This is a genomic window from Streptosporangium sp. NPDC000396 (assembly GCF_042898655.1).
Classification (GTDB): Bacteria; Actinomycetota; Actinomycetes; order Streptosporangiales; family Streptosporangiaceae; genus Streptosporangium.
The window spans coordinates 143,892-167,946 of the sequence record NZ_JBIAZA010000012.1; the positions used below are offsets into that span (position 1 = coordinate 143,892).

The window sequence follows — 24,055 nt, forward strand, 5'->3', positions numbered from 1 at the left end:
CAGGTACGGCTGCGCCGCCGGCGGCGGGCGCCGATGTCCGGCGCGGCAGACGGGACGGCGGCGGCACCGGCATGTGAGGAAGCTACGATCACTCGTGAGAACCTCACGAACGGTGTAGAAGGCTATAAAAGCCTCTTCCTGTGACTGATGGGGAGGCGCGTTGATCAGGATTCTGCTCGCTGAAGACGTGCACATGGTGCGCGGCGCACTGGTGGCGCTGCTGAACCTGGAGCCGGACATCGAGGTGGTCGCCGCCATCAGGCGGATCATGGCGGGTGAGCGGGTGATCGATCCGAAGCTGGCCGTCGCCGCCCTGGACATGGCGATCAGCCCGCTCAGCGAGCGAGAGCTCGACGTGCTGCGCCGCTTCTCCAACGGCGACGACCTGGAGCAGATCGCCGCGCAGCCGTACCTGTCCGTCGGGACGGTGCGCAACTACCTGACCAAGATCGTCACCAAGCTGTACGCCAGGAACCGGCTGCACGCCGTCCACATCGCCAAGGACGCCGGTTGGCTCTGAGCGGCGTGCCGAACGCCCGGTGGTTCGTCCTCGCCTACATCGGCGCCCTGACGGTGACACGGGTCTCCGACCTGACCGGGATCCTGAAGGATCTCGGTCTCTTCACATCCGAGCATGTCGGCATGATCACCGGAATGGCCGGCGCTGTGGTCCTGGTCGCGGCGGGCGACGCCGCCGCACCGTCGGGCCAGCCGCTGCGGATGAGTGGCTACGCCGCCGGGCCGCTCGGGGCGCAGGCCGCCAACACCGTGCTGAGCCGCATCGAGGGGACCGAACCGGTGGTGATCGACCTGGCCTTCACGGGGGCGTGCGTCAGCCTCGGCCGGCGCGCGGGCATCCGACAGCTCGCCCGCAAGGACGACACCGCGGTGAACGTCTACATCGGTGGTCGCATGGGTGCGGTGATCAAGGAGGTGACCTGTAAGTTCGCGGTGTCGATGAGGATCCGCCAGGAGGCCCGCAAGCCGGGTTCCATGGGCTGGCCCAAGGGTGGCCCGCGTCCCGGGCAGCCGGCCTCCGCTGCGCGAGTGGTCACGTCCCCGTGACCACCGAACCATGATGCTCACGGCCGCCTTCAGCGTCGCGGCGGCCGTACAGATCGACGAGATCGTACGGCGGTGCGCGGCCCTCGCCGTGCACCGCCGTAGGCGGTGGAGTACCGGCCGGACGCCATCCTTTGATCTAGATGATCTCTAGGTTGGCCATCATGCCCATGTCCTCGTGTTCGGCGTTGTGACAGTGGAGGAGGTAACGGCCGTGGTAGCCGTCGAAGCGGGTGATGACGGGCAGACCTCGTTGCTGTGTTTCGTTGCCGTACGAACATGAAAGAGGCCCTCTGGGATCATCCCAGAGGGCCTCTGACCTGCTGCGCGGCCGAGAGGACTCGAACCCCTGACCTTCTGATCCGTAGCCAGTTCGAGATCGTCCACCGGCGTCTACAGGTATCAGAAACGCCTGCTCAGGACCACTCTTCCCGTGATCGCCTTCCAGGGATGTCCACCGGCGTTCGGAGACGTTGTGAGCAACGGCGTTAGCAAATCTCAACACCACTTCCGTAGACGCAACCGGGTGAGCTGAGACTGCTCCGGAGGGATCTGTCTGGAACACGAGTCCCTAGCTGGTCCTTACCAGCCGCCGGGTATGGCAGGCGGCCCATGGCCTGACGACCGCCCGCCGTACCCGGAGGTCACTTCTGCCCCGGCTTGTCCACCACCTTCGTCTCCAACTGGGCCGACAGGCCGAACACGGTGTTCGCTGGGACGTCGACCCTGCCGACGTCGTCGTACTCGAACGTCCTGTCCTTGACCGTGATCCCGTAGGTGCCCAGGTAGCGGAAGTCGGTGGGGTCGAGGATGAGGTCGAGGTGCGACCAGCTACCGGTGTAGCCGAAGGCGACCCCCCGCCGCCCGTCGGCGTCCTTCACATCCTGCTTGACCGTTACGCCGGGGATGGATGGAAGCGCGCGGAACAGCGCCGCGCGCACCTCCGGAACCAGTGCCTGCTCACCCATCAGCTGGAGAATGCTCCGAAAGAGCTTCTCTTCCGGCGCGAAATCCGGCCCAGTCCTCGCGAGGGCCCTCCCCTTGGAGAAAGACTTGCGGATTCTCTCGAGTACCCCCTCCGGCGTGATCGGCTTCGCCGCCAGATCCGCGCTTGAGATTCCCAAGGTGCCCTGGATCAGCAGCTCGCCGTTCTCCGTCCGCCAAGCCACCTTCTTACCGTCCGCGCTGGTCCACAGTTCCCGGGTGACCCGCTGGCTGAGGTCCACGGCGAAGCTGGTGCCCCCCACGGGCTTGGCCTGCAGTTCCTTGATGTACAGCCACTGCCCGGCACGAGCCGGTGGCGTGACGTCGTTCTCTGCGGCTCTGGCGGCCAGCTCGCTCAACTCCCGCACGCTGGCCACCGGCGCCATGACCGCTTCCTTCTGATTGGTGACGAGCATCCCGGCGCCGACGGCCGCCATCAACGCGCCGGCGAGCGCCAGCCGCCAGACCATCCGCGGCCTCGACCGCCGGGGCTCGGGCGCGGGCTCACGCATCGCGGCCAGCAGCCTGGCGCGCGCCACGTCTTCGGCCTCCCGCGTCATCGCTGGGGTGTCACGGCGAAACTCCTTGAGCATCATTCTTCCTCCAACTCCAATACGGCACGTGCCTTCTTGCGCGCGCGATGCAGCCGAGACCGGACGGTCCCCAGCGGGATATTCAGCGCTCGTGCAACCTCCTCGTAGCTCAGGTCCTCCCAAGCCACCAGCAGCAGCACCTCGCGGTCACGGAGGGACAGTGCCGCCAGCGCCCCCGCCAGCTCGCGCCCCCTGCCACTTGCGGTGACCCGCCGCACGACGGTGTCCGCCATCGGCTCCGGCAGCGGGTCCACGCCGGTACGGCTCAACGCGCGCAACAGGCGTTCTTCCTGCCGCTTGTGTCTGGCCACGAGCGTGCCGGCGATGCCGTACAGCCAGGGCCTGGCCAGCGGGAACTCATGGTCGTAGGTATGCCGACGGCGGAAGGCCACCAGGAACGTCTCCGCGACGATGTCGTCAGCGGCCTGGGTGCCGAGCCGTCGCGCGACATACAGGTGGATCTGCCGGGCGTAGCGGTCGAAGAGCCCGGCGAACTGCCCCGGATCATCAGCCGACCGCCTTATCAGCTCCGCGTCGTCGAGTTCGGCCGTCTCAACGGTCAACGGCCCTCCTTCATGGGAAACGGGTTGGTCAACAAGCTGTCTCCCGAACCCGCTTCCAGGGTTCTCGGAAGGACATGCGACCCGGTCCGATGCCGTATCTCGCTCTCGAACACACCCCGCACCGCCCGCAACCGACCGAAGCAGGTCTTGCTTCGGCAACGTCTCTCCTGCCGCGTAGTCGTCTCGCCTGATACCTGTGCGAAAGACTTCGGCCAACTCGGCAGCCGATCGTCATGTCCCGCCCAGATCAGTCCCAGGATCTTGACCATGTCCGAGTCTTCGGCGCGTATACGGGCTGTGGCGTCACTGTCACCGATTCGCCGCTCGGGAAGAGTGGCGTCGGCCGGGGCTTCTCAATTGGCGGTGGACAGGTATCAGGACTCCGCACACCTCGCAGCCGACGAACATCCCGGTCAGGATGGTGATCTAGCCACCTCTTGCTTGTGCGGTCGCGAAACGGTGATCACCATGGGGTGGACGTGGACCGAGCTGACTTGGGACAAAAGCGCCGCTTGATCTTGCAGATCCGCCGGTCAACCGTGTTCAACGTGCAGGGGTGCGGGACAGCCAGCCTGTGACGAGGTCGGCGATCAGGGTGCCGGCTTGGTCGCTGAGGTGGATGTGGTCGGTGAGCATGGTCAGGCCGTTGCCTGTGGCGATGTCGTTCAATGAGCGGCGCAGGAGATAGTGCTGCAGGGCGACGCGCAGCGCCAGGCCGAAGCTGAAGGCGAAGCGGGGCGCGGTGCCGTTGGAGCGGATGTGCTCGGCGATGCGCTCATATGCCGGCAGGTAGGTGATGCCCGCACAGGTGGCGGTCTGCTTGATGGCGGCGTTGTAGGGGGCAAGTTCCCGGTTGGCCGGGCCGTCAAGATCCTCGCCGAGCGGGGGCGCCGACAGCAGGGCGATGCGGGCGGTGGTATGGGCTTGCAGTTGGTCGACGATCTGTTCCAGGTTGGTTTGGAAGCGGGTCACGGGGATGCCGTTGCGGGCGTCGTTGGTGCCGATGAGGATGGTGACGGCGTCCGGCTGGCAGGCCACGACCTCCTCCAGGCGGCCCAGCAGATCGGCGGTGGTGTGGCCGTTGATGCCCGCGTTGACGAACTCGTGCCCGCCGGGGCCGAGCCGCTCGCGCAGCGCACCCACCCAGTCCGCGCTGAGGCTGGCGTGGGTGAGGCTGTCACCGAAGGTGACCGTGACGGTGTGGGCGCCGGGCCTGGGCCCACGGGTGCGGAACTTCTTGGGCGGGTTGACGGGCGGGCGGCGGAAGGCCAGGTACATCAGGACACTCAGGCCGCCGACGAGGAGCAGGATCAGGGTGATGGCAACGGTCATGGTGATCTCCGATGGGGGCGAACTGGAGGTTTCAGCGGGTGCTGGGTCCTGTTGACAGCCAGTGGGAGGTGAGGCCGGTGATGACGGCCGCGCCGCGGTCGCTCAGGTGGACGTGGTCGATGAGGAGCTCGCGTCCGCCGACGCGAGCGATCTCGTCCCAGCTGCGCCGTAGCAGGTAGTGCTGGGCGGCGGCGGTGAAGGCGAGCGGGAAGCTGAAGGCGTACGGCTGCCGCCCACCTTGCGGCCGCAGGTGGTCGGCCAGACGTTCGTGTACGGGCAGGTAGTCGACCTGGGCTTGGTGCGCGATTTCCTTGATCGCGGCGTTGTATCCGGCGAGCTTTCGGTTGATCTCTGTGTCCAGGTCCTCGCCGAGCGGCGGCAGGGACATCAGCGCGATCCTGGCCGTGGTGCGGGACTTGAGGCGGTCGATGATCGCTCCGAGATTGTCTCGATACTGATCCAGCGGGACGCCGTTGCGGACGTCGTTGGTGCCGATCAGGATCGTGACCGCGGCCGGGTGGCAGGCCACGATGTCGGCCTCGACCCGCCGGCGCAGGTCGGCGCTGGTGCTGCCGTTGATGCCGGCGTTGATGAACGCGTATCCCTGGTGTTCGGGCTGGGCGCGCAGCGAGCCGACCCAGTCCGAGCCGAGTGTGCCCTGGGTCATGCTGGCGCCGGCGGCGACCACGCGAGGGCGGGCGTCCGGCCTGTGCCCGGGGGCGCAGAGTTCGGCCGGGGCATGGTCAGGCGGGCGGAGGAAGGTGAGGTAGCCGACGATGCCGGTGGTGGCGAGCGCGGCGGCGAGTAGCAGGCACAGGCCGATGATGATCTTCTTCTTCATGGTCAGTATCCCAGGGCGAGGCTGTGGCCGATGGTGGCCGGGTCGGCCAGCGCGGCGAGGATGGCGTGGGCCAGATCGGCGCGGGCGATGGTGATGCCGCCGCGCACGTTCTCATCCAGGGCGGTGCGGTAGGGGCGGTGTGCGCCGTCGGTCAGGCGCGGAGGCCGCATGATCGTCCAGTCCAGGCCGCTGGTGCGGACGGCTTGGTCGGTGTGGGCGAAGTCGGTGAACCCGGCGCGGAGGAGTTGCCGCAGTAACGGCTTGACCAGGAAGCGGTTGAGTGGCCCGTCACCGCCGTCGACGACGTGTCCGCTGGCGGTGACGACGATCAGGCGGCGGGTTCCGGTGGCGCGCATCGCGGTGATGATCGCGCGGGCGCCGTCGGCGCATACCGTCGCCTCCGCTTTGGCACGAGGCCCCAGGGCGGAAACGACGGCGTCCCGGCCGGTGAGGCTGGCGCGGATCGCGTCGGGGTCCATCACATCGGCGATGACCGGCTCCAGCCGAGAGTGCGGTGCCTGATGGAGCCGGGCCGGGTCGCGAACGACCGCGGTGACGTGGTGGCCTGCGGCCAGGGCCTGGCTGACGAGGTGCTGTCCGGTGCCGCCGGTAGCGCCGAAGACGGCGAGTTTCATCTACACTCCTAGTGGTTAGTAAACGCTCGCTAACTGCTTCGAGCGAGAGGTTAGTGAGTGTTTACTAACCACGTCAAGCGTGACCCGAATCAAGAAGGGACTCAGATGGGTACCAGGGATGTGATCCTCGACGCGGCGGCCAAGGTGATGGCCGAGCGGGGACTGGCCAACATGACAACCCGCCAGATCACGCAGGCCGCCGGGTTCACCGAGGCGGCCCTGTACAAGCACTTCACCAACAAGGCCGACCTGATCGTGGCGGTGGTGCGGGAGCGCTCGCCCGGCATGACCCGGCTGATGCAGGCGCTCCAGATCGGACCGGGCACGGGCGAGCCCGCGGACAACCTCACCGCCATCGCCCAGACCGCGATCGCCTTCTACCGCGACGGCTTTCCGATGTTCGCCTCGATGTTCGCCGACCCCGCCACCCTGGCCACACACAAGGAGGAGCTACGGCGCCAGGACGCCGGCCCGCACAAGGCCAACGAAGCACTCACCGCATACCTGCGCGCCGAACAGGAAATCGGCCGGCTACGACCGGACGCCGACATGCACGCCGCCGCCGGACTGCTGCTCGGCGCCTGCTTCCAGCACGCCCTCCTAGACCACATGTCCACACCCGACCTCCGCGACGACGACGAAGCGGCAAGGGGGTTCGCCCACGCGCTCCTCGCATCGCTGGTTCCCTGACAGACTCCGCCCTCCGGGAAACCATGGCCGGGGTCGGCAAGAGGGGCGGCGCCACATCCCGGGGACGACAGAAGGAGGGCGGCGGCGCCCCTGCCCAACCTGGGCTACGACTATGTTCAGCTCGTCCCCATGGCGCATGCTGTACGCCACGGCCCGCGCGGAAGAGATCCTCGCCCTGAAGGTCGAAGACCTGGACCCCGACTTCCGCTGGGCCTGCGTCGTGTCCAAGGGCGGCGCGTGTCTTCTGCTGATTTTCGCGCCCTCACGGAACGGCTCGATCTGTCGCTGGGCATGTGGCTCGGCTTCGACTACTGCCATAGCCGCCATGCCCGGGTGCAGAACGGCGCGCTCCTCCCGCTGGCGAAGGAGGGGATATTGAAGATCAGCAAAGAGCGGCTTGAGCAGGTCTTCCCCACCGAATGGGTCCGCCGCCTCCGGGATGACCTCGGCGGTGCCTGAGCGAGCCCGCTGGCCTCGGAAGTCTGACAGGGCGCCCTTCAGCTCCCACGAAAGCTCCCAGCTTCGACGCGTGAGGTCCGCAGACGACCGTCTGCGTGAGGTCACGTTGCTGTATTTCGCTGCTGTACGAACACGAAAGAGGCTCTCTGGGATGATCCCAGAGAGCCTCTGACCTGCTGCGCGACCGAGAGGACTCGAGCCCCTGACCTTCTGATCCGTAGGCCCCCAAACGATGTCCAAGGGCGTTCAGATCAGTTCGCCGCGCACGTCATGAAGGGTTCGCTCGTTCATATCAGTCCAGCTCGGTCCGAGACCGTACGGCCCGTTGGCTCCCAAGATGGCTCCCAGAAATAGACCCCTGGCAGCTTGGCCACGTCGCTCATGCTCCCGTGCGGCGCCCACGCCGCACGCTCGGGCGGCGGGCGGCGGGCGGCGGGCGGCGGGCGGCGGAGGGCCGGGTACGGCGGCGACCGGGCCGCGCTGATCTACCAGCACGCGACACGAGACGCCGACCAGAAGATCGCTGACGCGCTGAGCGCACGCGTGGAAGTCGAGCGGAAGAAGGACCGGGATGGCGATGATGACGGCATGGCCGTACTGGTCCCTATGAGCTAATGGCCCGGATGCCTCACATCAAGATCAGCTGCGAGGCGTTTGGGTGGTGGAGCCTAGGAGATTCGAACTCCTGACATCCTGCTTGCAAAGATGCATGCCGATCTTGCTCGACCAGCGAAGACGCAGCTCAGCGCCCTGATCGCATTCCCCGTGACTCCCCGCTGTTCCCCCTCGTTTCCCGCCCCATCGGGCACGCGACGGGCACGGCGGTACTCTCGTTGAGACGATCTCCGGCATTGTGCCGCCCCTCCCCGCATGGGTACGGCTTGCCGTAGGCGATCGGGCACGACGACGGGGATGCTGGATAGCACCGGAGGCCGTCACCACATCGTGAACCTTTTCATCTTGGCGCCACAGCTCATCAATGGTCAGGACAAGAAACAGACCACCGTTCGGCAAGCCGCTGTGCGACCAGGCTCACGACACCCGGCACGTAAGACTGAAAAGCCTCAGTACTCAAGGACGCCGTGGGCGACCACGATGTGGCTGGAAACGTTCGGCCGTACCCCGGTGATGCGCTCAGCCAGCTGCCGCGCCGCGACAAGCCCGCCCTCCGAGTTGCCATGGACTAGGCCGAGCTCGATCCGGTCGGACAGGTAGGCCGCCTGGGCATCGGCCGCGGGATGGGGGATCAGCGGGTCAAACGACAGGACCTTGCAGCCGTCCGCGTAGTGGACGAAGTCCGCGACCCTGTTGACGTTGACAAAGACGCTTGCCGTGATCGTTCCGGCCGACAAGGGCCGCAACACCTCGTCCAGCGTGCCGGCGAAGCCGTTCCACTCGCCCAGAATGGTGCCGCCCTCGGCCGGATGAGCACAGATGAGACCCTCCTCGATCTCACCTTCCTCATCGTCACCGTCAAACACCTCGATACCGAGGCGGGCCAACGCCTCATGCGGAGTGAGGCCGCGGACGTGCGTTGCGCAGAACGCACCGTCATCAAGCCAGCTGTAAACGCTCATGGGAATCCCGCTCTCTCTGAGGCTAGATCAGGGGAATCCTGGCATGCGGGTCTGACGGAAATCACGGGCGATCCTCTCAGCCTCATGTGCCGGGCGTCGTGAGCGCGGTCGACCTGGGACAGCCCCGTTACCCGGTGGGCTGGGACTGAGGCACGAAGCCCCAGACCTTCGATCGCCCTCGACTCTGGGCGGAGATCAGCCATAGTCAGGCGATCGTGAGGGCGGTACCGGCTTGATCCTGTCCTGCATTAGGTACAGGACGTGAGAGAGCCAAGCGGCCGGCGCCTATCTGATGCTTGCCCAGGGCACGCCGCTGCATGTGGTCTCCGACGTCCTCGGGCACGCGAGCATCTCGATCACCAAGGATGTCTATGGGCATCTGATGGAGGGCGACAAGCGCGCGGCGACGGAGGCGATCTCCGGGGCCCTACTGGGCAGACTCACACCTTTGGCTCCCAGGTTGGCTCCCACAGACACCGAAGAGACCGGTTGAGCACCAAAAGAAGAAAGGCCCCTGAGGGCATAACGCCTGCTCAGGAGCCTTTCTGCATCTGCGCGGCCGAGAGGACTCGAACCCCTAACCTTCTGATCCGTAGTCAGATGCTCTATCCATTGAGCTACGGCCGCTCGCTGCGTAAGTAATCATAGCGGGTCCCAAGCGATGCCTCGAACCAGTTAACGGATCCGCTGTCGATGTGCTCTCCGGGAGCCGGATCGGCCCCGGGGGTTGCTCTGATGGGGGCTCCGGGAGGCTCTCGGGTTGATCATGCTTGGTGCGGTGGATGCGCGGTTCGGGAGATCCGCTCAGAGATCACGCACGGGAGTCGCCGGTGACCTTCTTCGGGAACAGGGTGTAGGTCAAGGGCCAGAGCACGGCGATCATCGGGATCTTGAGCAGGCCACCCATGAAGGCGGTCAGGGCGGCCGTTCGCGAGGGGTCGTCGACGATCCAGATCAGGCCGAACAGCAGAGCGCAGGCGATGCCGTACGCGATGATGATCCTGAACCACATGCCCCATTCGTATCGAGCCCTGGCCATGCCGCCCGCCGGGGGCCTCCACGGTTCGGGACCGTCGGAGAAGCGGTGGGCGAACTTGGCGTCGGCCCATTTCAGGGTCCGGTGACCGAAGACGATCGAGTAGGCGATGTATGCCGCTGCCAGGCCGTGGTGCCAGGTCGCGCTGGCTCCGCCGCGCATGTCGATGACGGCGGCGACCAGCAGGACCACGTCGAGCAGCGGCACCGACACCAGCAGGATCGCGCTGAGGCGCCGCAGGCCCAGCATGTAGCGTGAGACGAGCCCCAGCCCCAGCAGGACCCAGAACCCGATCTCGCAGCCGAGAATAATCGCCAGAATCATGGTTCAAGAATCACCAATCGGGCCAGGTGGGACATCGTCGGCGCAGATGAACCCGTCTACATCCTTGTGTGTACGGTGAACCCGTCTGCCGCCGGATCAACCGCCTGCCCCGGAGTGGTGGGATGGGGCCATGAGACGGGACGACGCGCTTGGGGCCGTGGTGTGCTTTCTCGTCGGCCTCGCCCTGCTCGCCGCCGGCGCCTATCTCCCCCGGGCGACGCCCGCCTATCTGCTCGTGGGGCCGTTGCTGGTCAGCTGCCTGGCGGTCGCGGTGCGGCGCAGCTCGCCGATGGCCTGCCTCTGGCTGGGCGTCGTCGCCGCCGTCGCGGACTGCTTCGCGGGCCCGTCCATGGCCACGATTCTGATCTTCACCGACAACCTCTACTCGGCCGTGCGGTACGGCCCGGCCGTGGCAGGCCGGTGGTTGCTCGGCATCACCTCGGTCCTGGCCGTCGTCGGCGGGGTGGGAGCCGCGTTCGTCTTCGACGATCTCAGCCTTCTCGCCCTGGTCGCCGTCCAGATCGGCCTGATCGGGATCGTCCCCGTCTCCACCGGAATGATCACGAAGCAGCTCCAGGACCAGGCCGATTCCGAGCGGACCAGGGCCGAGCAGGTCGCGCGGCTGGCCGAGCTGGATCGGCGGGCGGCGGTGAACGCCGAGCGGACCCGGATGGCCAGGGAACTGCACGACATGATCACCAATCACTTCAGCGCGATCGCCATTCAGTCCGCGGCGGTGCTCTCCCGCAAGGACCTGAACGCGCAGGCCGTACAGGGGGTGGTGGAGTCGATCCGGGAGAACAGCCTCCAGGGAATGGCCGAGATGCGCACCATGATCGAACTGCTCCGGCAGGACGGCGAGGAGGTCGAGGCGACCCGGCGCCGGGTCGCCGAGGTCGGCGAGCTGGTGGAGCGGGCGCGGGAGGCGGGGATGGAGGTACGGCTCCGCGTGGACGGCGAGGCCCGGGAACTGCCCGCCTCGGTGGACCTCGCCGGATACCGGGTCCTTCAGGAGTCTCTGACCAACGCGCTCAAGCACGGCGACGACGCCGCCGACCTGGTCATCTCCTACGACCCCGGCCTGATCACGCTGACCCTGGACAACTCGACCGACGGTGCCGGTGCCAGGCGGAGCCTCCCCGGCGCGGGCGCGGGGATCATCGGCATGCGTGAACGGGTCGCCCTCGTCGGCGGCGTCTTCGAGGCCGGGCCGCACGATGACGGCTGGCGCGTCCGCGCCCAACTGCCCACAGGGGAGACCATATGACCATCAGGGTCCTCGTCGCCGACGATCACGCGGCGGTCCGTGCCGGGATCGTCCTCATCCTCGGGGGACACGACGACATCGAGGTCGTCGGCCAGGCCTCGGACGGGGAGCAGGCCGTCGCCATGACCCTCGCGCTACGGCCCGACGTGGTGCTGATGGACATCCGGATGCCGAAACTGGACGGGATCTCCGCGACGCGCGAGCTGAGCGGGATCGCCGACGTGCTGATCCTGACCACGTTCGACATCGACGAATACATCTTCGGGGCGCTTCGGGCCGGGGCAGCCGGGTTCCTGCTCAAGAACACCGACGCCGAGGCGTTGGTGGACGCGCTGCGGGTGGTGGCCCGGGGGGACGGGCTCATCTCGCCGTCGGTCACCCGGCGGCTGATCTCGGCCTTCAGGACGACCGTCCCGGAGCGCAGGCCGTACCAGGTCGACAGCCTGACCCCGCGCGAGCGCGAGGTGCTGATGTGCATCGGGCGGGGCCTGTCGAACGCGGAGATCTCCGCCGAGCTGGACATGGCGGAGGCGACCACGAAGACCCACGTCAGCAGGTTGCTGAACAAGCTGGGTCTTCGCAGCCGCGTCCAGGCCGCGATCCTGGCCCAGGAGCTTTCGGCAGGGGGATAGACCCCTGCCGCCCTCAGCTCAAGGGCTTTCGGCGGGGACGTAGAGGGAGAGCGTCTCCGCGATGCAGGCGGGTTTCGCCTGGCCTTCCACCTCGATGGTCAGGCGCATGTTCGACAGGTAGCCCGCGGGGGTTCCCTTGACGTCGACGAGCTCCGCCCCGGCCCGGATCCGCGCGCCGACCGGGACCGGCGAGGGGAAGCGGACCTTGTTGAGCCCGTAGTTGATGCCCATGGCCAGGCCGTCCACCCGCACCAGCTCCGTCATGAACGACGGCAGCAGCGACAGGCTCAGGTAGCCGTGGGCGATGGTCGTGCCGAACGGCCCTTCCTTCGCCCTCTCGACGTCCACGTGGATCCACTGGTGGTCGCCGGTCGCGTCGGCGAACAGGTTGACCTGCTCCTGGGTGATCTGGCGCCATTCGGTGTGGCCGAGGTGCTCGCCGGCGGCGGCCTTGAGCTCCCTGACATCGTTGAAGATCCTCATGTCTGGAACTTTATTCCGCCTAGGGCACGGCGAGAAGGTTCACCACCGTGAGCTCTTTGCCGCCGCCCTTCTGGGTCGTCGTGCACGACCTGGTCTTCCCCGTGGGAGCAGGCGCCCCCGACGGGCGCGGAACGGACTCGGCGTCGACCATCTTGCACTCCTCCACCTGCCTCTCATCCTCGTCCCAGTAAACGATCGAGGTGGGTGAGGAGGAGGTGCCGGTTCCGTAGCTCCCTCCACCGGATCGGTCCCGCTTGCCGATCCCGGCCATGGTGCCGGTCTCCGGGTCGTACACCACACCCAGAGGCACCTGCGCGTCCTCGATCTCCTCTCCCTGTGCGTCCCGGCCCACGACCCCGGAAACACCGAAGAATCCGAATTCTCGGGCGAGGGGGCGCTCCCCGCCCATGGAGCTCAGGCCCGGCAGGGTCTTGCGCTCCAAGCCGCCTGTTCCCTGCACCATGACCGCTTCCTTCTCCTTCCCGTAGCACCAGACCTCGCCGCAGCGGAGCCCCTGGACCCCGTCCGGGGCGTCCACGTTGCCTATGATTCCCTCCTCCACGTTGACCACCTTGGTCTGGTTCTTCTCCCAGTCCTCACCCGCTTCCTGGGCGACGTCGGCCGCCCACGGCCAGGACATCAGGTGAAGCCCGTCCGTTCCCTCGATCTTCTCCGGTGATCCGCCGGTCAGGGGCATGCGGTAGATCCCCCCGTCGATCACCGACCAGACGACGGAGTCCGCGGCGACGCCGATCCGCTCCACCCTGGAAAGATCACCGGTGACCTCTCCGACGCGCTTCGCCGTACCTCCGGTCCGCGGCACGACCCAGAAGTCGGCCCACTTGTCGGAGTTGTTGGGAGTCTCGCCCCACCACGCGATGTACTCGGCCCCCACCTCGACATCCTGCGCGTAGTAGCCCTTGACCCCCTCGGGGGCGGGCATGTCGGCGAGCACGGTGCTCTTACGGGTCGCGGTGTCGTAGACCTCCAGGCGCCCGGCCTTCTCGAAGGAGGACTCGGCGGTCAGCAGCAGCTCGGTGGCGCTCAGCCCGGTGATCGGCCGGTATTTCCAGCCGTCCGCGGCCTTGGCGGGAATCTTGGTCACCGCCGCGGGCCAGACTTCCGCGGCGGGCCGCACCGCGATCTTGCCAGGCTCCTCGGCACCGGTCGGCCTGGCGGAAGCGTCGGCCGTGGCCGTGGTCTTCGCGAGGATCTGGCCTTCTCCGCCCCTGTTGGAGAAGACTCCTCTGGCCACCGCCGTACCGCCACAGATCACCGCGACCACTCCGGCGACCGCGAGCGCCGACTGCACGCGCCTGCGGGTGCGTCGTCTGCGTCGCCTGTCGATCGTTCCGAGCAGGTCCCCCACCGGCTCGGGAGCGGCGTCCGCCGCCCTGGTCAGCGCGCGGATCAGCTCCGCCTCACTCCTATCGCTCATCACACTCACCCCGTCTCACACTCGCCCCGTTTCGAGAGCGGCCACCCGCACTCTGAGCTTGTCCAGCGCACGGGCCGCCTGGCTGCGCACCGTGCCACGCGAGATGCCGAGAAGCTCGGCGATCTCCTGATCCGAGAGGTCCTCGTAGTACCGCAGCACCAGCACGGCCCGCTGCTTGGGCGGCAGGCCCTTCAGCTCGTTCCACAGGCCGAGGTCGTCACCGAACCGGTCATCGGTGTAGGCGGCCTCGGGCACCACGTCGACCAGGCGTTCCCGGCGTAATCGCCGCCAGATGCTGATGTGCAGGCGGGCCATGATCGTGCGGACGTACCCTTCCGGGTCGTCCCTTTTCCTGACCCTGGACCAGGCGTCCCCCAGGCGCATCAGCGCTTCCTGCGTCAGGTCGGCCGCGTCTTCGGCGTTGCCGGTGAGCACGTAGCCGTACCGGTACAACGCGTTCCCCCGCGCCGCGACGAAATCGGTGAACTCCACGAACCCAGGGACGCATGGGGCGCGCGTTCTGTTGCATCCCTTTCCCATTTCTCCCCCGCGTGGCTTTCCGCCCGTTTTCTCCGCACGATTTTCTGTACGGCCCGCGGCACAACACCGGCCGTTTACGCGGGTCCTCTACCGTGCCGCCATGAGACGACGCATGACGATCGCACTCGGCGCGGCCGTACTGGCGCTGGCGGTGTCCGCACCCGCCATGGCCGACCCCTGGCGCCCCGAGTTCGACCGCGCCACGCTGACCGGACTGGCCTCTCTGCCCGCCCAGACGTTCGTTCCCGGCAGCGAGCCGTCGGGAAGCCAGCTCGGCACGGCCCCGATCAACGGCGTGACCCCGCCGTTCGCCGGGCAGCCGGTGCAGGGCTTCAGTGGCATCGCACGGCGACATGACGGCACCTTCGACGTCCTGTCGGACAACGGCTACGGCGCCAAGGCCAACAGCGCCGACTTCCTGCTGCGGGTGCACCAGATCAAGCCCGACTTCCCGCAGGGCAAGGTCGAGGTGCTGGGCGGGTTCAACCTGAGCGACCCCGACGGCCACGTGACCTGGCCGCTGACCCGGCCCGACCGGACGCTGACCGGCGCCGACTTCGACGTGGAGTCGATCGTGCGGACCGTCGACGGAACCTACTGGATCGGTGACGAGTTCGGCCCGTTCCTGCTGCACTTCTCCTCCTCCGGCAAACTGCTGGAGGAGCCCGTCTCCCTGCCCGACGTGAAGGCGCCGGAGAACCCGTTCCTGGAGGGCGGCCAGCCGAACCTGGGCCGGAGCAAGGGGTTCGAGGGCATGGCCCGCTCGGTCGACGGCCGCAAGCTCTACCCCCTGCTGGAGGGCACCGTGACCGGTGACCCGGCCGGGTCGCTGCGGATGCACGAGTTCGACCTGCGGAAGCGGACCTACACCGGGAAGCGCTGGACCTACCAGCTGGAGAGCCCCGACAACTCGATCGGCGACATGATCGCGGTCGACCGGCACCGGTTCCTGGTCATCGAGCGCGACAACCTCCAAGGGGACGCCGCCAAGACCAAGCGCATCTACCTGGTGGACATCCGCGACCAGGACCTGCGCAAGACCCTCGTCGCCGACCTGCTGGACCTGGCCAACCCCCGGGGCCTGGGAGGGTTCGGGGAGACCTTCCGCTTCCCGTTCCAGACCATCGAGGACGTCGTGATCCTCAACGACTGGACCCTGGGCGTGCTGGACGACAACAACTTCCCGTTCTCCTCCGGCCGTACGCCGGGCAAGCCCGACGACAACGAGTTCATCACCGTACGGCTGTCGCGCCCGCTGCTGGCCGATCCCCGCGTCTACCTGTGACGGCTCGCGGGCCCTTCCCCATCGGGTGGGAAGGGCCCGCGAGGCCGGGATCAGTGCTCGGTCGTGATGGTCACCCCGCCGAAGGCGGTGGCGGCGTGCAGGCTGATGTAGTGGTAGCCCGCCGCCGGGTTGGTGACGGTCAGGGTCTCGGCGTTGCCCGAGGTCGCCGAGCGTGCGGTGTAGTTGGTCGTGGTCGCCCAGGAGCTGGGGCTGTAGTAGAGGTCGGCGTTGCCGGTGCCGCCGCTTGTCGTGATCCTGAGCTGGGCGGTCCCGGCCGGGATGTAGATGTAGCGGTAGGCGAGGTCACCGGCGGCCGCCGAGATGTTGCTCCGCCTGCAGTTCTTGCCGAGCTGGCGGACGTCGGGCTCGGAGCACTCCGGATACCCGCTCACGGTGACGCTCTTCGTGATCGTTCCGGTGGCGCCCTTGTCGTCGGTCACGGTGAGCCGGGCGGTGTAGGTGCCCGTGGCGGTGTAGGTCTTGGTGGGGTTGGTGGCGGTGGAGGTGGTGCCGTCGCCGAAGTCCCAGGCCCGTGCGGCGACGGTGCCGTCCGCGTCGGTGGAGCCGTCGGTGAAGGAGACCGTCGAGCCGTTGACCGCGAAGGTGAAGGCGGCCGTCGGGGCCTGGTTGTTCGGGGTTCCGCCGCCGCACGCTCCGGCGGCGCAGGCGGTCAGCCAGGTGTTCCAGTCGCTGTTGTAGTTCAGGCCGGTGACGAAGCTCCGGGCGGCGTTCCAGTTACCGGTCCGGTAGTGGCCGAGGATCGTGGTGACGTCAGCCGGGTGCCTTTCGAGCATGTAGCGGACCGCGAGGTAGCCCCAGCGGTAGATGCGGGTGGTGTCGTGGTCGTAGGTGGTGTCGAAGAGCTGGCGCAGGGTGTAGGTCTTCTTGGCCGCCTCGGTGATGGCGGCCTGGTAGACCTCCCTGCGGTAGGAGTAGGAGACGAACTCCGCGAATCCCTCGACCCACCAGATCGTCGGGGTCGAGGTGCCCGCGGCGAAGTCGCCGTACATGTCGAATCGGCCGTCGAGGTAGTGCGTGTACTCGTGGTTGAGGTTCCAGATCGCGAAGACCGGGCGGAGCCACTCGGCCTCGTAGGCGATGAACCGCGGCTGGTTGCCGGCGGCCTGGGGGTTGCCCTCGAGATACATGCCGCCGTTGTTGGTGTCGATGCCGTACAGCGGGCCGGCGTAGGTCTGGTAGTCGGCGCTGGAGTCGAAGACGACCACTTCGAGTGTGGTGTTGCGGTCGTTTGCGACCGGGCCGTTGTCCTTGACGATGCCGTGGAAATAGGCGTCCTGGTTGGACAGGCTGGTGCAGGTGGAGGTGAGCTGGGGCGAGGTCATCTCCTGGGCCACGATCCGCAGGGTGGAGCTGCAGGTGTGACGGATCGGCAGTACGGCCGCCTTGATCCGGTTCTGCAGGTCACAGGTCCCGAAATATGAGCAGTTGGCCTGGTCGTAAGCGTCGGCCATCTCGGCGACGCCCATCCACAACCGCGCGGTCGGGCCGGTGATCGAGCTCCGGTCGAGCAGGCCCCTGGCCAGGGGGCGCGTCTTGGCCTTCAGCGCGTCGTGCCGGAGGAACCGGCTCAGCTCGCGTCCGGCGTTGGCGGTGAGGAAGCCGTTGCCGGTGCCGAGCAGGTCGAGGTGGTTGACGGCGAAGCCGTACAGGGTGTCGAGGACGCTCGGATCGGATGTGACGGCGGTGACGAAGTCCGGCATCTGGTGACCCCGGAACAGCACGGTGTAGACGTTGTTCACCGCGTTGCGCATGTACCAGAACTGGTTGTAGGCGTTGGTGTAGGCGTTGAGCAGCCGTTTCACCACATAGAGGTAGCGGGCGTTCTCCTCGGCGCTGTCGATCAGGATCACCGCCTCGGACAGGATCTCCCCGTTGGCGTCGTTGACGTCACCGGAGTGGCCGCTGGCGAAGAACGCGTCGAGCGCGGCGCGGATCGCGGTTTCGAGCGGCGCGCCGTAGGGGCCGACGGTCGAGGAGTTGTTCCACTGGACGTAGTAGCCGGCCCGGAGATACAGCACGAGCTGGGCGGTGCCCGCGCTGTTGTCACCGGTGTAGGTGAGGGAGTTGTCCCGCAGGCCGTAGGCCACGCTGACCATCTGCGCCTCGCGGAACGCCAGATAGGCGTCGTTGCCGGTGAGGCTGAACAGCGTGTTCACGCACTCGGTGGTCGAGGCCTTGATGGCCGCGACCAGTGCGCTGCCCGTCCGGCTGGTGAAGTCGCCGACGTTGCAGGCCGCGGCGGCCTTCGCCGCCGGCTTGGCCTCCTGGCGGGGTGCGTCGTAGTCGCGCTTGAGCGCCTCGTCGGAAGCGGGCAGGGGCGCCCGATCCTGGGCAGGGAGGCGTTCGCGCTGGAGGTGAGGGGGTTCCGCGGTGCTCGATCCCGACACCTCTCGGTCGGGTCGCGGTGCCGCCGCCGCGCCCGGTACGGCGAGCACGGTCTGCGTGCCCAGTCCGATCCCGAGTGTGGCGACGAGCAGGAGCGTCTTTGCGAGGGAGCGACGTAGGGGAGATGTCACGGCTACTCCTGGGGGTGCGGAGCAGCGTCGCCGGCCCCGATCCGGCTGGCCGCTATCTACGTATGCAATGTAAAATTGCATACGTGACATAGGTCTTACAAGACCTAAACCATCCTTTTCATCCTGTTGTCAAATGATCACTTTCGGCCACGGCGAGTCCCCGCCGGCCGTACCCGCGATCAGCCCGGAGGGCCGTCGGCTCCTGCCGGACGGGGTGGTGCGCAGCAGGAGGCGGCCGGGAAGCGGTCGTGAAATGGCGAGGAAGCGGGCGGAGGAGCAGCCCGGCGCGCCGGGCTGAGAGGCGGCCCGGCGAGCGGCATGTCCGGCGAAGGCCCGCTCGGCTCCGGACGATCACGGAAGGCCGACGAGGGACGCGGAGCGAGCACCTCTCTCAACAGGATGCGAGCACCCGTCTCAACAGGACTGAGGAAATCCATCCGAAACATGCTCATCGCCAGCCAACGGCGTCCAACTCCGATATTCGGACCGAGAGTGCAACTCATCCCAGAACACGAATTGATAGAAACAAAAGGCCGCGTCGTCTCCTGCCACAGTGGCACCATTTAACCTTCGTTAACCCAGTCCACGCACTGTCGCGCCAGGTATCGGGTATCTCCTGACTGGCACCGCCGTCGCGGTTTCAGATGAACCTGATTTTTCGGAACCAAAAACGACATGGGATGAAATGACTTCTAGCGGTAGCAGATGGACACCGGACCTTCGCAGCGGCAAGCAGGCCCGGGTCCGGGCAGTCACAGCGACAGCGATCAGTGCATTTCTGGTGGTATCACCTCAGGCATCGGCGTACAGCATGGCCGAGAACGCAGAAGTCGCCCGCCTTAATTCGCCTTCCGGCAACAGCCTGTCGGCTCCGGACCGCGATCTCACCCACGCTTCCGTGAAGCCGGTTCTCCGGGCGAGAGACAAGTGCAAAAAGGGAAATCTCAAGAGCGACAAATGCCAGCGCGGAGCGCAGGGACCGCAGGGCCCGCCAGGTCTGCAGGGCCCGCCGGGGCCGGGAGCGAGCATCGACACGGCGTTTCAGGGCAGCATCGCGTTCATCGGAGCCGCCCGGAGCGACGGGGCGACATTGATCCGCGACCCGCGAACGACCCCTCGCTGGCTCGACATCTCATCGCTACCGGGCTATCCCGGGAACGTGGTCGGCCTCGCCCTGATGAGCATGGGCAACGACATCCATGTCACGGTACGGAACGCCGACGGCAGGGTGGCTCACACGAGCTGCGTCGTGCAGCCCACTCCCGGAACGCCGGGCAACCCGAGCTGGCCACGAAACTGCGCCCCTTTCATCGATCTGACGCCGCCGAACTGAGCTTCACGGGGTCTGACCGGATAACCGCCGATGCCGTGCTCGGATGCTCCCGGCACGGCATCCGTCCGCTGACAGAAGAACACCAAGTCTCTTAGCCATACATAATCAGACCTAAGTGCTCACCGCAGAAGCTTGGCACACCTTTTCGGAAATATCCTCAAAACAGCCTCTCCACACCCAACGGGGCCGATCCAAGCGCAGTAAATGAACATTTATTTGCTCTTTCAGGACTGTCACGATGCGCTATTCGCCAAGCCATCGGGCATGTCTTCGATGCTGCCATCGACCGTGGTAGAGCAATAGATCGACACTTTTCAGGATTAGAAACAAAACGGGGACAAAAAGTGCTTTCTCGCAAAAGCAGTGGGATGTCGAGTTCCTTCTCCCGCAGGCGTGCCGGAAGTCTGGCCGTCGCGGCGGCAGCGGGCATACTCGTGGTGTCGGCGAATCAGGCACTGGCAGACACCGCTTATGGAGGACCACCGGTCGTCAACAACGGAAAAAGCACCACCGCTTTTCACCCGAAGTCCAACCACGCGAGGCCCCCTCTCAGGCGATCGCCAGGTTGCGGCTGTCACAGGCACTGCGGGTGCCGCCCGCACTGCGGTTGCCAGAGGTGTGGATGCAAGGATCTCGGGTGCCGGGGCTCTGGTCTGAACGGCCCGAGCGGCTCGAGCGGCTCGAGCGGCTCGAACGGCTCGAACGGCAGGAACGGACTGGACGGCCTGAACGGCAAGGACGGTCAGAACGGTCAGAACGGCAAGGACGCGGAGGGCCGCGGGTGGGGCGTCGGCCCGCAGGGTCCTCCCGGTCCTCCAGGACCGGCAGGTCCGGCAGGTCCGCAGGGCGCACAGGGCGCACAGGGTCCAGCCGGTGAGCAGAGCCTCACCAGCTCCAGCTCCGTCGACCGCTCGCAGAACTCCCCCGGTTCCCGGAACCTTCCGAGCTCCGCCGACCGCTCACAGGAGTCCACCGGCACGCAGGGGCTCAACGGCTCCAGCTCCACCTATCGCCCCATCGTCTCCGGCGTCCAGGGATTCTCAGGCTCCATCAGCCGCTCAGAGGAATTCGTCACGCACATCATCATCGACTCCCAACGCGTCAGCCCTGTCACCCTTGTCGACTCTCAGGGCTTCATCATCGGTCCCCAGAGTTTCATCGGTTCCGCCGATCACTCCCAGGGGTTCATCAGCTTCGTCGATCGTCCTCAGGTCATCATCGGCTCCGTCAACCACCCCTACGCCGTGGGCACGCAGGGCTTCATCTCCATCAGCCGTCCTTACGCCGAGGGCACACAGGGCTTCGTCTCCGTCGACTGCCCCTACGTCGTAGGAACACAGGGCTTCATCTCCGTCAACCGCCCCTGCGCCGTAGGAACACCAGGCTTCATCGGCTCCGTCGACCGCGTGCAGGGGCTCGTCGACTGTTCCTGCCATATCCGTCCCGCCGGCTCCGTGACCGTCGTCGACGGCGTCGTCCGGATGAACCCGGTAGAGCCGGGCTCACGGCCTTCACAGATGCGGTAATCGTGATCACGACAAAGGCGCCGGAGTTCTTCGGCGGATTCCGGCGCCTTTGTGGCCGGTGACGGCGGTCGCAGTCCGACCGATGCCACCACGTCGGCCAACGGCACAGCCACCGGTCGGCTCACCCCGGCTGGGTTGTCCTGACGGGTCGCATTCCCTTCGTCAACTCGTCAACGACGGGAGCCTGTCGATTCGGGCGGCGTGATCCGCACCCGCTCCTCCTCAGGGCGGCTCTCGATGTCGTCGAGCTGCTCGCGGATCGTCTTCCGCAGGTCGTCGTAGTCCCGGAAGTAGTAGTCGTTGAACAGGGTGTAGCCGGTCCACATCAGGTTGGCGCACACCCGCGGCGGAACCCCACCTGTCGCCGCGCCCATGCCGACCAGCGCCACCGACTCGACGCTGCCCGGCTCCTTCTCGTTCTGCACGTGGACGGCCTGGAACGCGGCGGCGCACGCCAGAGCCACGTTCAGCGTCTCGCTCACGTTCTGCACCGACTGCACCATCGTCGGCGTCGAGATCAGGAATTTCGGGTTGACCGCCCCGGACGGCACGCACACGGCGCTTCCCACCGGCAGCGACCCCCCGAACTGGTCGCGGATCGCCCGCTGGACGCGCAGCTGGATCCCCGCCCCGAGGTGTCGCTTGATGACCGCGTCGACCCCGCCGTCCATCCGTCCACGCGAGTTGGTCGGGCTGACCCAGGCATCAACGTGCTGGTCGAGGATCGACCCCTTGTGGATCTCGATCTCGGGGGTGTCGGCGAACGCTGCCCGCCACGACTCCACCACCTCCGCGTTGACGTCCGCCAGCACTACCCTGAGCGGCGACTTCACGCATTCGACGGCCATGGCTCACCCCGGTCACAGGAAGGGATCTTTCCGACGCCCACGAAGGTACCGCGCCACACTGACAAACGGACTCTTGATGGAAACTCAGGAGCGATCTTGGCGCTTGCGAACGTACCGGCCTGGGGCTAGCGTGCCGTGAGCCTCCCGCGGATCAGACCTTGAAGCAAACTGCCGCCTACGGCGGGAAAGCCCACCCACTCCAACCGGTGGGCTTTCTGGTTCTCCCACATCGCATCCGGGGTCTTCGCGCGGCACAATTCCCCCGCCCCAACCACCCGTGCCGTCACCGGCACGCCCCGCCGACCCGGGAGCCCCCGATGCGTGACACCAGCGCCTCCACCCCGCCCGACGCGAATGACCCGAATGACCCGAATGACCCACTGGCACTCGCCGAACTCTTCAAGGGCGGCGGCGAGCCGTGGCTGCCGCTCCTGAAGCCGGTCATCGAGGCGCAGCCGGCAGCGGCCACGTTCATCGGCCCAGGCCGCAGCCCGCAGGTCGTGCCCGTTCGGGAGCTGACCTTCCAGGCGCTCAAGCCCAACCCGCCGCACAAGTGGAAGGTCGTCGTCTTCGGCCAGAACCCGTACCCGCGAGCCGAGAGCGCCACCGGCATCGCCATGTTCGACAACACCTTCCATGACTGGAAAGACAGCCAGTTCGGCAAGGTCATCACCATCCGCTGCATCATCAAGGCGGCGGCGATGTGGAAGTACGGCATCCCCAAGAAGACGCCGATCGCCGACATCCGCGCACTCCTGAAGAAGCACGACACCGTGCAGCCGCCGGAGTGGTTCCAGGCGATGCTCACGCAGGGTGTGTTGCTTCTGAACGCGGCACTCACCGCCAGCGGCGACGGGGCGATGGCCACCGACCGGCACACCGCGTTCTGGAGGCCGGTCGTCGAGAGGCTCGTCGAGGAGATCCTGAAGGCCAAGCAGAACGCCGACGACGAGAACGACCGGGGCGTGGTGTTCGCATGGTGGGGGGCTCACGCCCGCAGCCTGAAGGAGGTCGTGCTCCGGCTCCAGAAGAAATACCCCGAGGTGGAGGTCTGGCACATCGACCACCCCAACCCCGCGGCCCAGGGCGACATCTTCTGCGACGGGGACCACTTCGCCGCGGTGAACACGGCGCTCAAGGCGCTCGGTGCCGACGAGATCGACTGGCTGCCCAGCAAGGGGTGGAACAAGCCCACGGCGCAGACCGGCGGGGCGGACGCGGACACCGCCGACCGCATGGGCGCGTTCATCGCCTCCACGATGGAGTTGCACAAGCTCTACCTCGAACGGCTCGCCAGCGTCAAGGACGAGGGGCTGGTACTTCCCGCGATCACCGGCGTGTTCGACACCCCGCTCATGGACTTCCGCGAGGCCGTCGCCCCGGTGGCCAAGCTGCTGTCGGGGCTCGACTGGCACGTGGAGCAGTCGCACCAGTTCGGCACGGGGCAGGTGGGCGGCGCGGCCGACACCCTGTCCGCCGACGAGGTCGCGGCCCTTTACCTCTACACCTGCGAGTCGGCGTTCTACCGGCAGATCAACGCCACCCTGCGCAACCCGGACCGCACCCAGGTCGTCCCGTACCTCCCGTATCTACGGCTCCTGTTCTCGGCCGTGTCACGTCTGCCGGCCCGCAAGGAGCCGCTGTGGCGCGGGGTCTCGCTGGACCTGCGGGCGCAGTATCCGCTCGGCCGGACCGTGACGTGGTGGGGCGTGTCCTCGTGTACGTCGAAGCTCAGCGTGGCCCAGGCGTTCCTCGGCCGCCGCGGCAAGCGGACGCTCTTCGAGGTGATCCCCATGCGGGCCGTGGGCATCCGCCGTTTCTCCGCGTTCACCGGCGAGGAGGAGTTCATCCTCACCCCCGGCACGCAGCTCAAGGTGACCGACGTGAAGGTCGAGCGCGGTGGCCTGTGCACCGTGAAGCTGGCCGAGCTGGACGAACAGTCCCTGGTGGCATGAGCATCCCCAGCATGATCAAAGTCCGCCGTGCGGCAAAGGCCACGACTGTTTGACCCCAGCCGGTCCCGGACAGCCCAAAACCCCCTGCAGATCAAAAAGGCCCTCCCCGAGCTCG

General features: G+C 67.0%; 25 protein-coding genes and 1 tRNA gene. 11 read left to right on the plus strand and 15 right to left on the minus strand.

Annotation, left to right across the window (positions count from 1 at the left end; all coding sequences use genetic code 11):
* The first annotated feature begins 160 nt into the window (after positions 1-160).
* Both ACFY2X_RS20935 and ACFY2X_RS20940 read left to right on the plus strand, forming a co-directional pair.
* On the plus strand, positions 161-520 hold the full coding sequence (locus ACFY2X_RS20935; RefSeq protein WP_389940145.1) for a response regulator transcription factor: 360 nt from the start codon (positions 161-163) through the stop codon (positions 518-520).
* A complete protein-coding gene (locus tag ACFY2X_RS20940) occupies positions 511-1,065 on the plus strand; it encodes a hypothetical protein (RefSeq protein ID WP_389940146.1) in 555 nt (184 codons plus the stop codon). The genes ACFY2X_RS20935 and ACFY2X_RS20940 overlap by 10 nt, the downstream gene beginning before the upstream one ends.
* A gap of 136 nt (positions 1,066-1,201) precedes the next feature.
* Here the strand turns inward: ACFY2X_RS20940 and ACFY2X_RS20945 are convergent, their stop codons facing one another.
* From ACFY2X_RS20945 to ACFY2X_RS20970, 6 genes are all read right to left on the minus strand, one after another.
* Complete coding sequence (locus ACFY2X_RS20945; protein ID WP_389940147.1) at positions 1,202-1,627, minus strand: multicopper oxidase domain-containing protein; 426 nt, start codon at positions 1,625-1,627, stop codon at positions 1,202-1,204.
* 79 nt (positions 1,628-1,706) lie between these two features.
* Positions 1,707-2,639: a CU044_5270 family protein gene (locus ACFY2X_RS20950; protein ID WP_389940148.1), complete on the minus strand. Its 933-nt coding sequence runs from the start codon at positions 2,637-2,639 to the stop codon at positions 1,707-1,709.
* Complete coding sequence (locus ACFY2X_RS20955; protein WP_389940149.1) at positions 2,639-3,202, minus strand: RNA polymerase sigma factor; 564 nt, start codon at positions 3,200-3,202, stop codon at positions 2,639-2,641. The genes ACFY2X_RS20950 and ACFY2X_RS20955 overlap by 1 nt, the downstream gene beginning before the upstream one ends.
* Before the next feature lie 543 nt (positions 3,203-3,745).
* A complete protein-coding gene (locus tag ACFY2X_RS20960; protein WP_389940150.1) occupies positions 3,746-4,534 on the minus strand; it encodes an SGNH/GDSL hydrolase family protein in 789 nt (262 codons plus the stop codon).
* A 31-nt stretch (positions 4,535-4,565) separates the two neighbouring features.
* Positions 4,566-5,375: an SGNH/GDSL hydrolase family protein gene (locus ACFY2X_RS20965; RefSeq protein ID WP_389940151.1), complete on the minus strand. Its 810-nt coding sequence runs from the start codon at positions 5,373-5,375 to the stop codon at positions 4,566-4,568.
* Between the two features lie 2 nt (positions 5,376-5,377).
* Entirely contained in the window at positions 5,378-6,010 is a 633-nt protein-coding gene (locus ACFY2X_RS20970) for an NAD(P)-dependent oxidoreductase (protein ID WP_389940152.1), read from the minus strand.
* Between the two features lie 105 nt (positions 6,011-6,115).
* Here ACFY2X_RS20970 and ACFY2X_RS20975 point away from each other — a divergent pair, with 105 nt between their 5' ends.
* The 3 genes from ACFY2X_RS20975 to ACFY2X_RS20985 all read left to right on the plus strand — a co-directional run bounded on the left by ACFY2X_RS20975 (position 6,116) and on the right by ACFY2X_RS20985 (position 7,774).
* On the plus strand, positions 6,116-6,700 hold the full coding sequence (locus tag ACFY2X_RS20975) for a TetR/AcrR family transcriptional regulator (RefSeq protein ID WP_389940153.1): 585 nt from the start codon (positions 6,116-6,118) through the stop codon (positions 6,698-6,700).
* A 237-nt stretch (positions 6,701-6,937) separates the two neighbouring features.
* Positions 6,938-7,159 carry a hypothetical protein gene (locus ACFY2X_RS20980; protein WP_389940154.1) on the plus strand — a complete coding sequence of 74 codons (222 nt, stop codon included), beginning with the start codon at positions 6,938-6,940 and terminating at the stop codon, positions 7,157-7,159.
* 366 nt (positions 7,160-7,525) lie between these two features.
* A complete protein-coding gene (locus ACFY2X_RS20985) occupies positions 7,526-7,774 on the plus strand; it encodes a hypothetical protein (RefSeq protein WP_389940155.1) in 249 nt (82 codons plus the stop codon).
* A gap of 449 nt (positions 7,775-8,223) precedes the next feature.
* Here the strand turns inward: ACFY2X_RS20985 and ACFY2X_RS20990 are convergent, their stop codons facing one another.
* The 3 genes from ACFY2X_RS20990 to ACFY2X_RS21000 all read right to left on the minus strand — a co-directional run bounded on the left by ACFY2X_RS20990 (position 8,224) and on the right by ACFY2X_RS21000 (position 10,096).
* Positions 8,224-8,736, minus strand: coding sequence for a DUF6461 domain-containing protein (locus ACFY2X_RS20990; RefSeq protein WP_389940156.1), 513 nt, complete (start codon positions 8,734-8,736; stop codon positions 8,224-8,226).
* Between the two features lie 554 nt (positions 8,737-9,290).
* Positions 9,291-9,363: transfer RNA gene (locus ACFY2X_RS20995), tRNA-Arg, on the minus strand.
* A gap of 184 nt (positions 9,364-9,547) precedes the next feature.
* Positions 9,548-10,096, minus strand: a complete 549-nt coding sequence (locus ACFY2X_RS21000) for a hypothetical protein (RefSeq protein WP_389940157.1) — start codon at positions 10,094-10,096, stop codon at positions 9,548-9,550.
* Between the two features lie 130 nt (positions 10,097-10,226).
* Here ACFY2X_RS21000 and ACFY2X_RS21005 point away from each other — a divergent pair, with 130 nt between their 5' ends.
* Complete coding sequence (locus ACFY2X_RS21005) at positions 10,227-11,363, plus strand: sensor histidine kinase (RefSeq protein WP_389940158.1); 1,137 nt, start codon at positions 10,227-10,229, stop codon at positions 11,361-11,363.
* Entirely contained in the window at positions 11,360-11,995 is a 636-nt protein-coding gene (locus ACFY2X_RS21010; protein WP_389940159.1) for a response regulator, read from the plus strand. Before ACFY2X_RS21005 ends, ACFY2X_RS21010 begins: the two co-directional genes overlap by 4 nt.
* Positions 11,996-12,013: 18 nt before the next feature.
* Here ACFY2X_RS21010 and ACFY2X_RS21015 read toward each other — a convergent pair whose 3' ends face one another.
* The 3 genes from ACFY2X_RS21015 to ACFY2X_RS21025 are packed head-to-tail and all read right to left on the minus strand — an operon-like array spanning position 12,014 to position 14,408.
* Complete coding sequence (locus ACFY2X_RS21015; RefSeq protein ID WP_389940160.1) at positions 12,014-12,478, minus strand: MaoC family dehydratase; 465 nt, start codon at positions 12,476-12,478, stop codon at positions 12,014-12,016.
* A 19-nt stretch (positions 12,479-12,497) separates the two neighbouring features.
* Positions 12,498-13,916, minus strand: coding sequence for a hypothetical protein (locus ACFY2X_RS21020; protein ID WP_389940161.1), 1,419 nt, complete (start codon positions 13,914-13,916; stop codon positions 12,498-12,500).
* A 15-nt stretch (positions 13,917-13,931) separates the two neighbouring features.
* Complete coding sequence (locus ACFY2X_RS21025) at positions 13,932-14,408, minus strand: SigE family RNA polymerase sigma factor (protein ID WP_389940162.1); 477 nt, start codon at positions 14,406-14,408, stop codon at positions 13,932-13,934.
* 148 nt (positions 14,409-14,556) lie between these two features.
* Between ACFY2X_RS21025 and ACFY2X_RS21030 the strand changes: the two genes are divergently transcribed.
* A complete protein-coding gene (locus ACFY2X_RS21030) occupies positions 14,557-15,741 on the plus strand; it encodes an esterase-like activity of phytase family protein (protein WP_389940163.1) in 1,185 nt (394 codons plus the stop codon).
* A gap of 50 nt (positions 15,742-15,791) precedes the next feature.
* Here the strand turns inward: ACFY2X_RS21030 and ACFY2X_RS21035 are convergent, their stop codons facing one another.
* Positions 15,792-18,278, minus strand: coding sequence for a collagenase (locus ACFY2X_RS21035; protein ID WP_389940164.1), 2,487 nt, complete (start codon positions 18,276-18,278; stop codon positions 15,792-15,794).
* A 133-nt stretch (positions 18,279-18,411) separates the two neighbouring features.
* On the opposite strand from ACFY2X_RS21035, the gene ACFY2X_RS21040 reads away from it, so the two are divergent.
* Positions 18,412-18,576 carry a hypothetical protein gene (locus tag ACFY2X_RS21040; RefSeq protein WP_389940165.1) on the plus strand — a complete coding sequence of 55 codons (165 nt, stop codon included), beginning with the start codon at positions 18,412-18,414 and terminating at the stop codon, positions 18,574-18,576.
* A 600-nt stretch (positions 18,577-19,176) separates the two neighbouring features.
* On the plus strand, positions 19,177-19,611 hold the full coding sequence (locus tag ACFY2X_RS21045) for a hypothetical protein (protein ID WP_389940166.1): 435 nt from the start codon (positions 19,177-19,179) through the stop codon (positions 19,609-19,611).
* 1,058 nt (positions 19,612-20,669) lie between these two features.
* On the opposite strand, the gene ACFY2X_RS21050 is transcribed toward ACFY2X_RS21045, so the two are convergent.
* Entirely contained in the window at positions 20,670-21,047 is a 378-nt protein-coding gene (locus ACFY2X_RS21050; RefSeq protein WP_389940167.1) for a hypothetical protein, read from the minus strand.
* A 260-nt stretch (positions 21,048-21,307) separates the two neighbouring features.
* Positions 21,308-21,985, minus strand: coding sequence for a macro domain-containing protein (locus tag ACFY2X_RS21055; protein ID WP_389940168.1), 678 nt, complete (start codon positions 21,983-21,985; stop codon positions 21,308-21,310).
* 317 nt (positions 21,986-22,302) lie between these two features.
* On the opposite strand from ACFY2X_RS21055, the gene ACFY2X_RS21060 reads away from it, so the two are divergent.
* Positions 22,303-23,940: an ADP-ribosyltransferase domain-containing protein gene (locus ACFY2X_RS21060; RefSeq protein WP_389940169.1), complete on the plus strand. Its 1,638-nt coding sequence runs from the start codon at positions 22,303-22,305 to the stop codon at positions 23,938-23,940.
* Positions 23,941-24,055 lie beyond the last annotated feature (115 nt).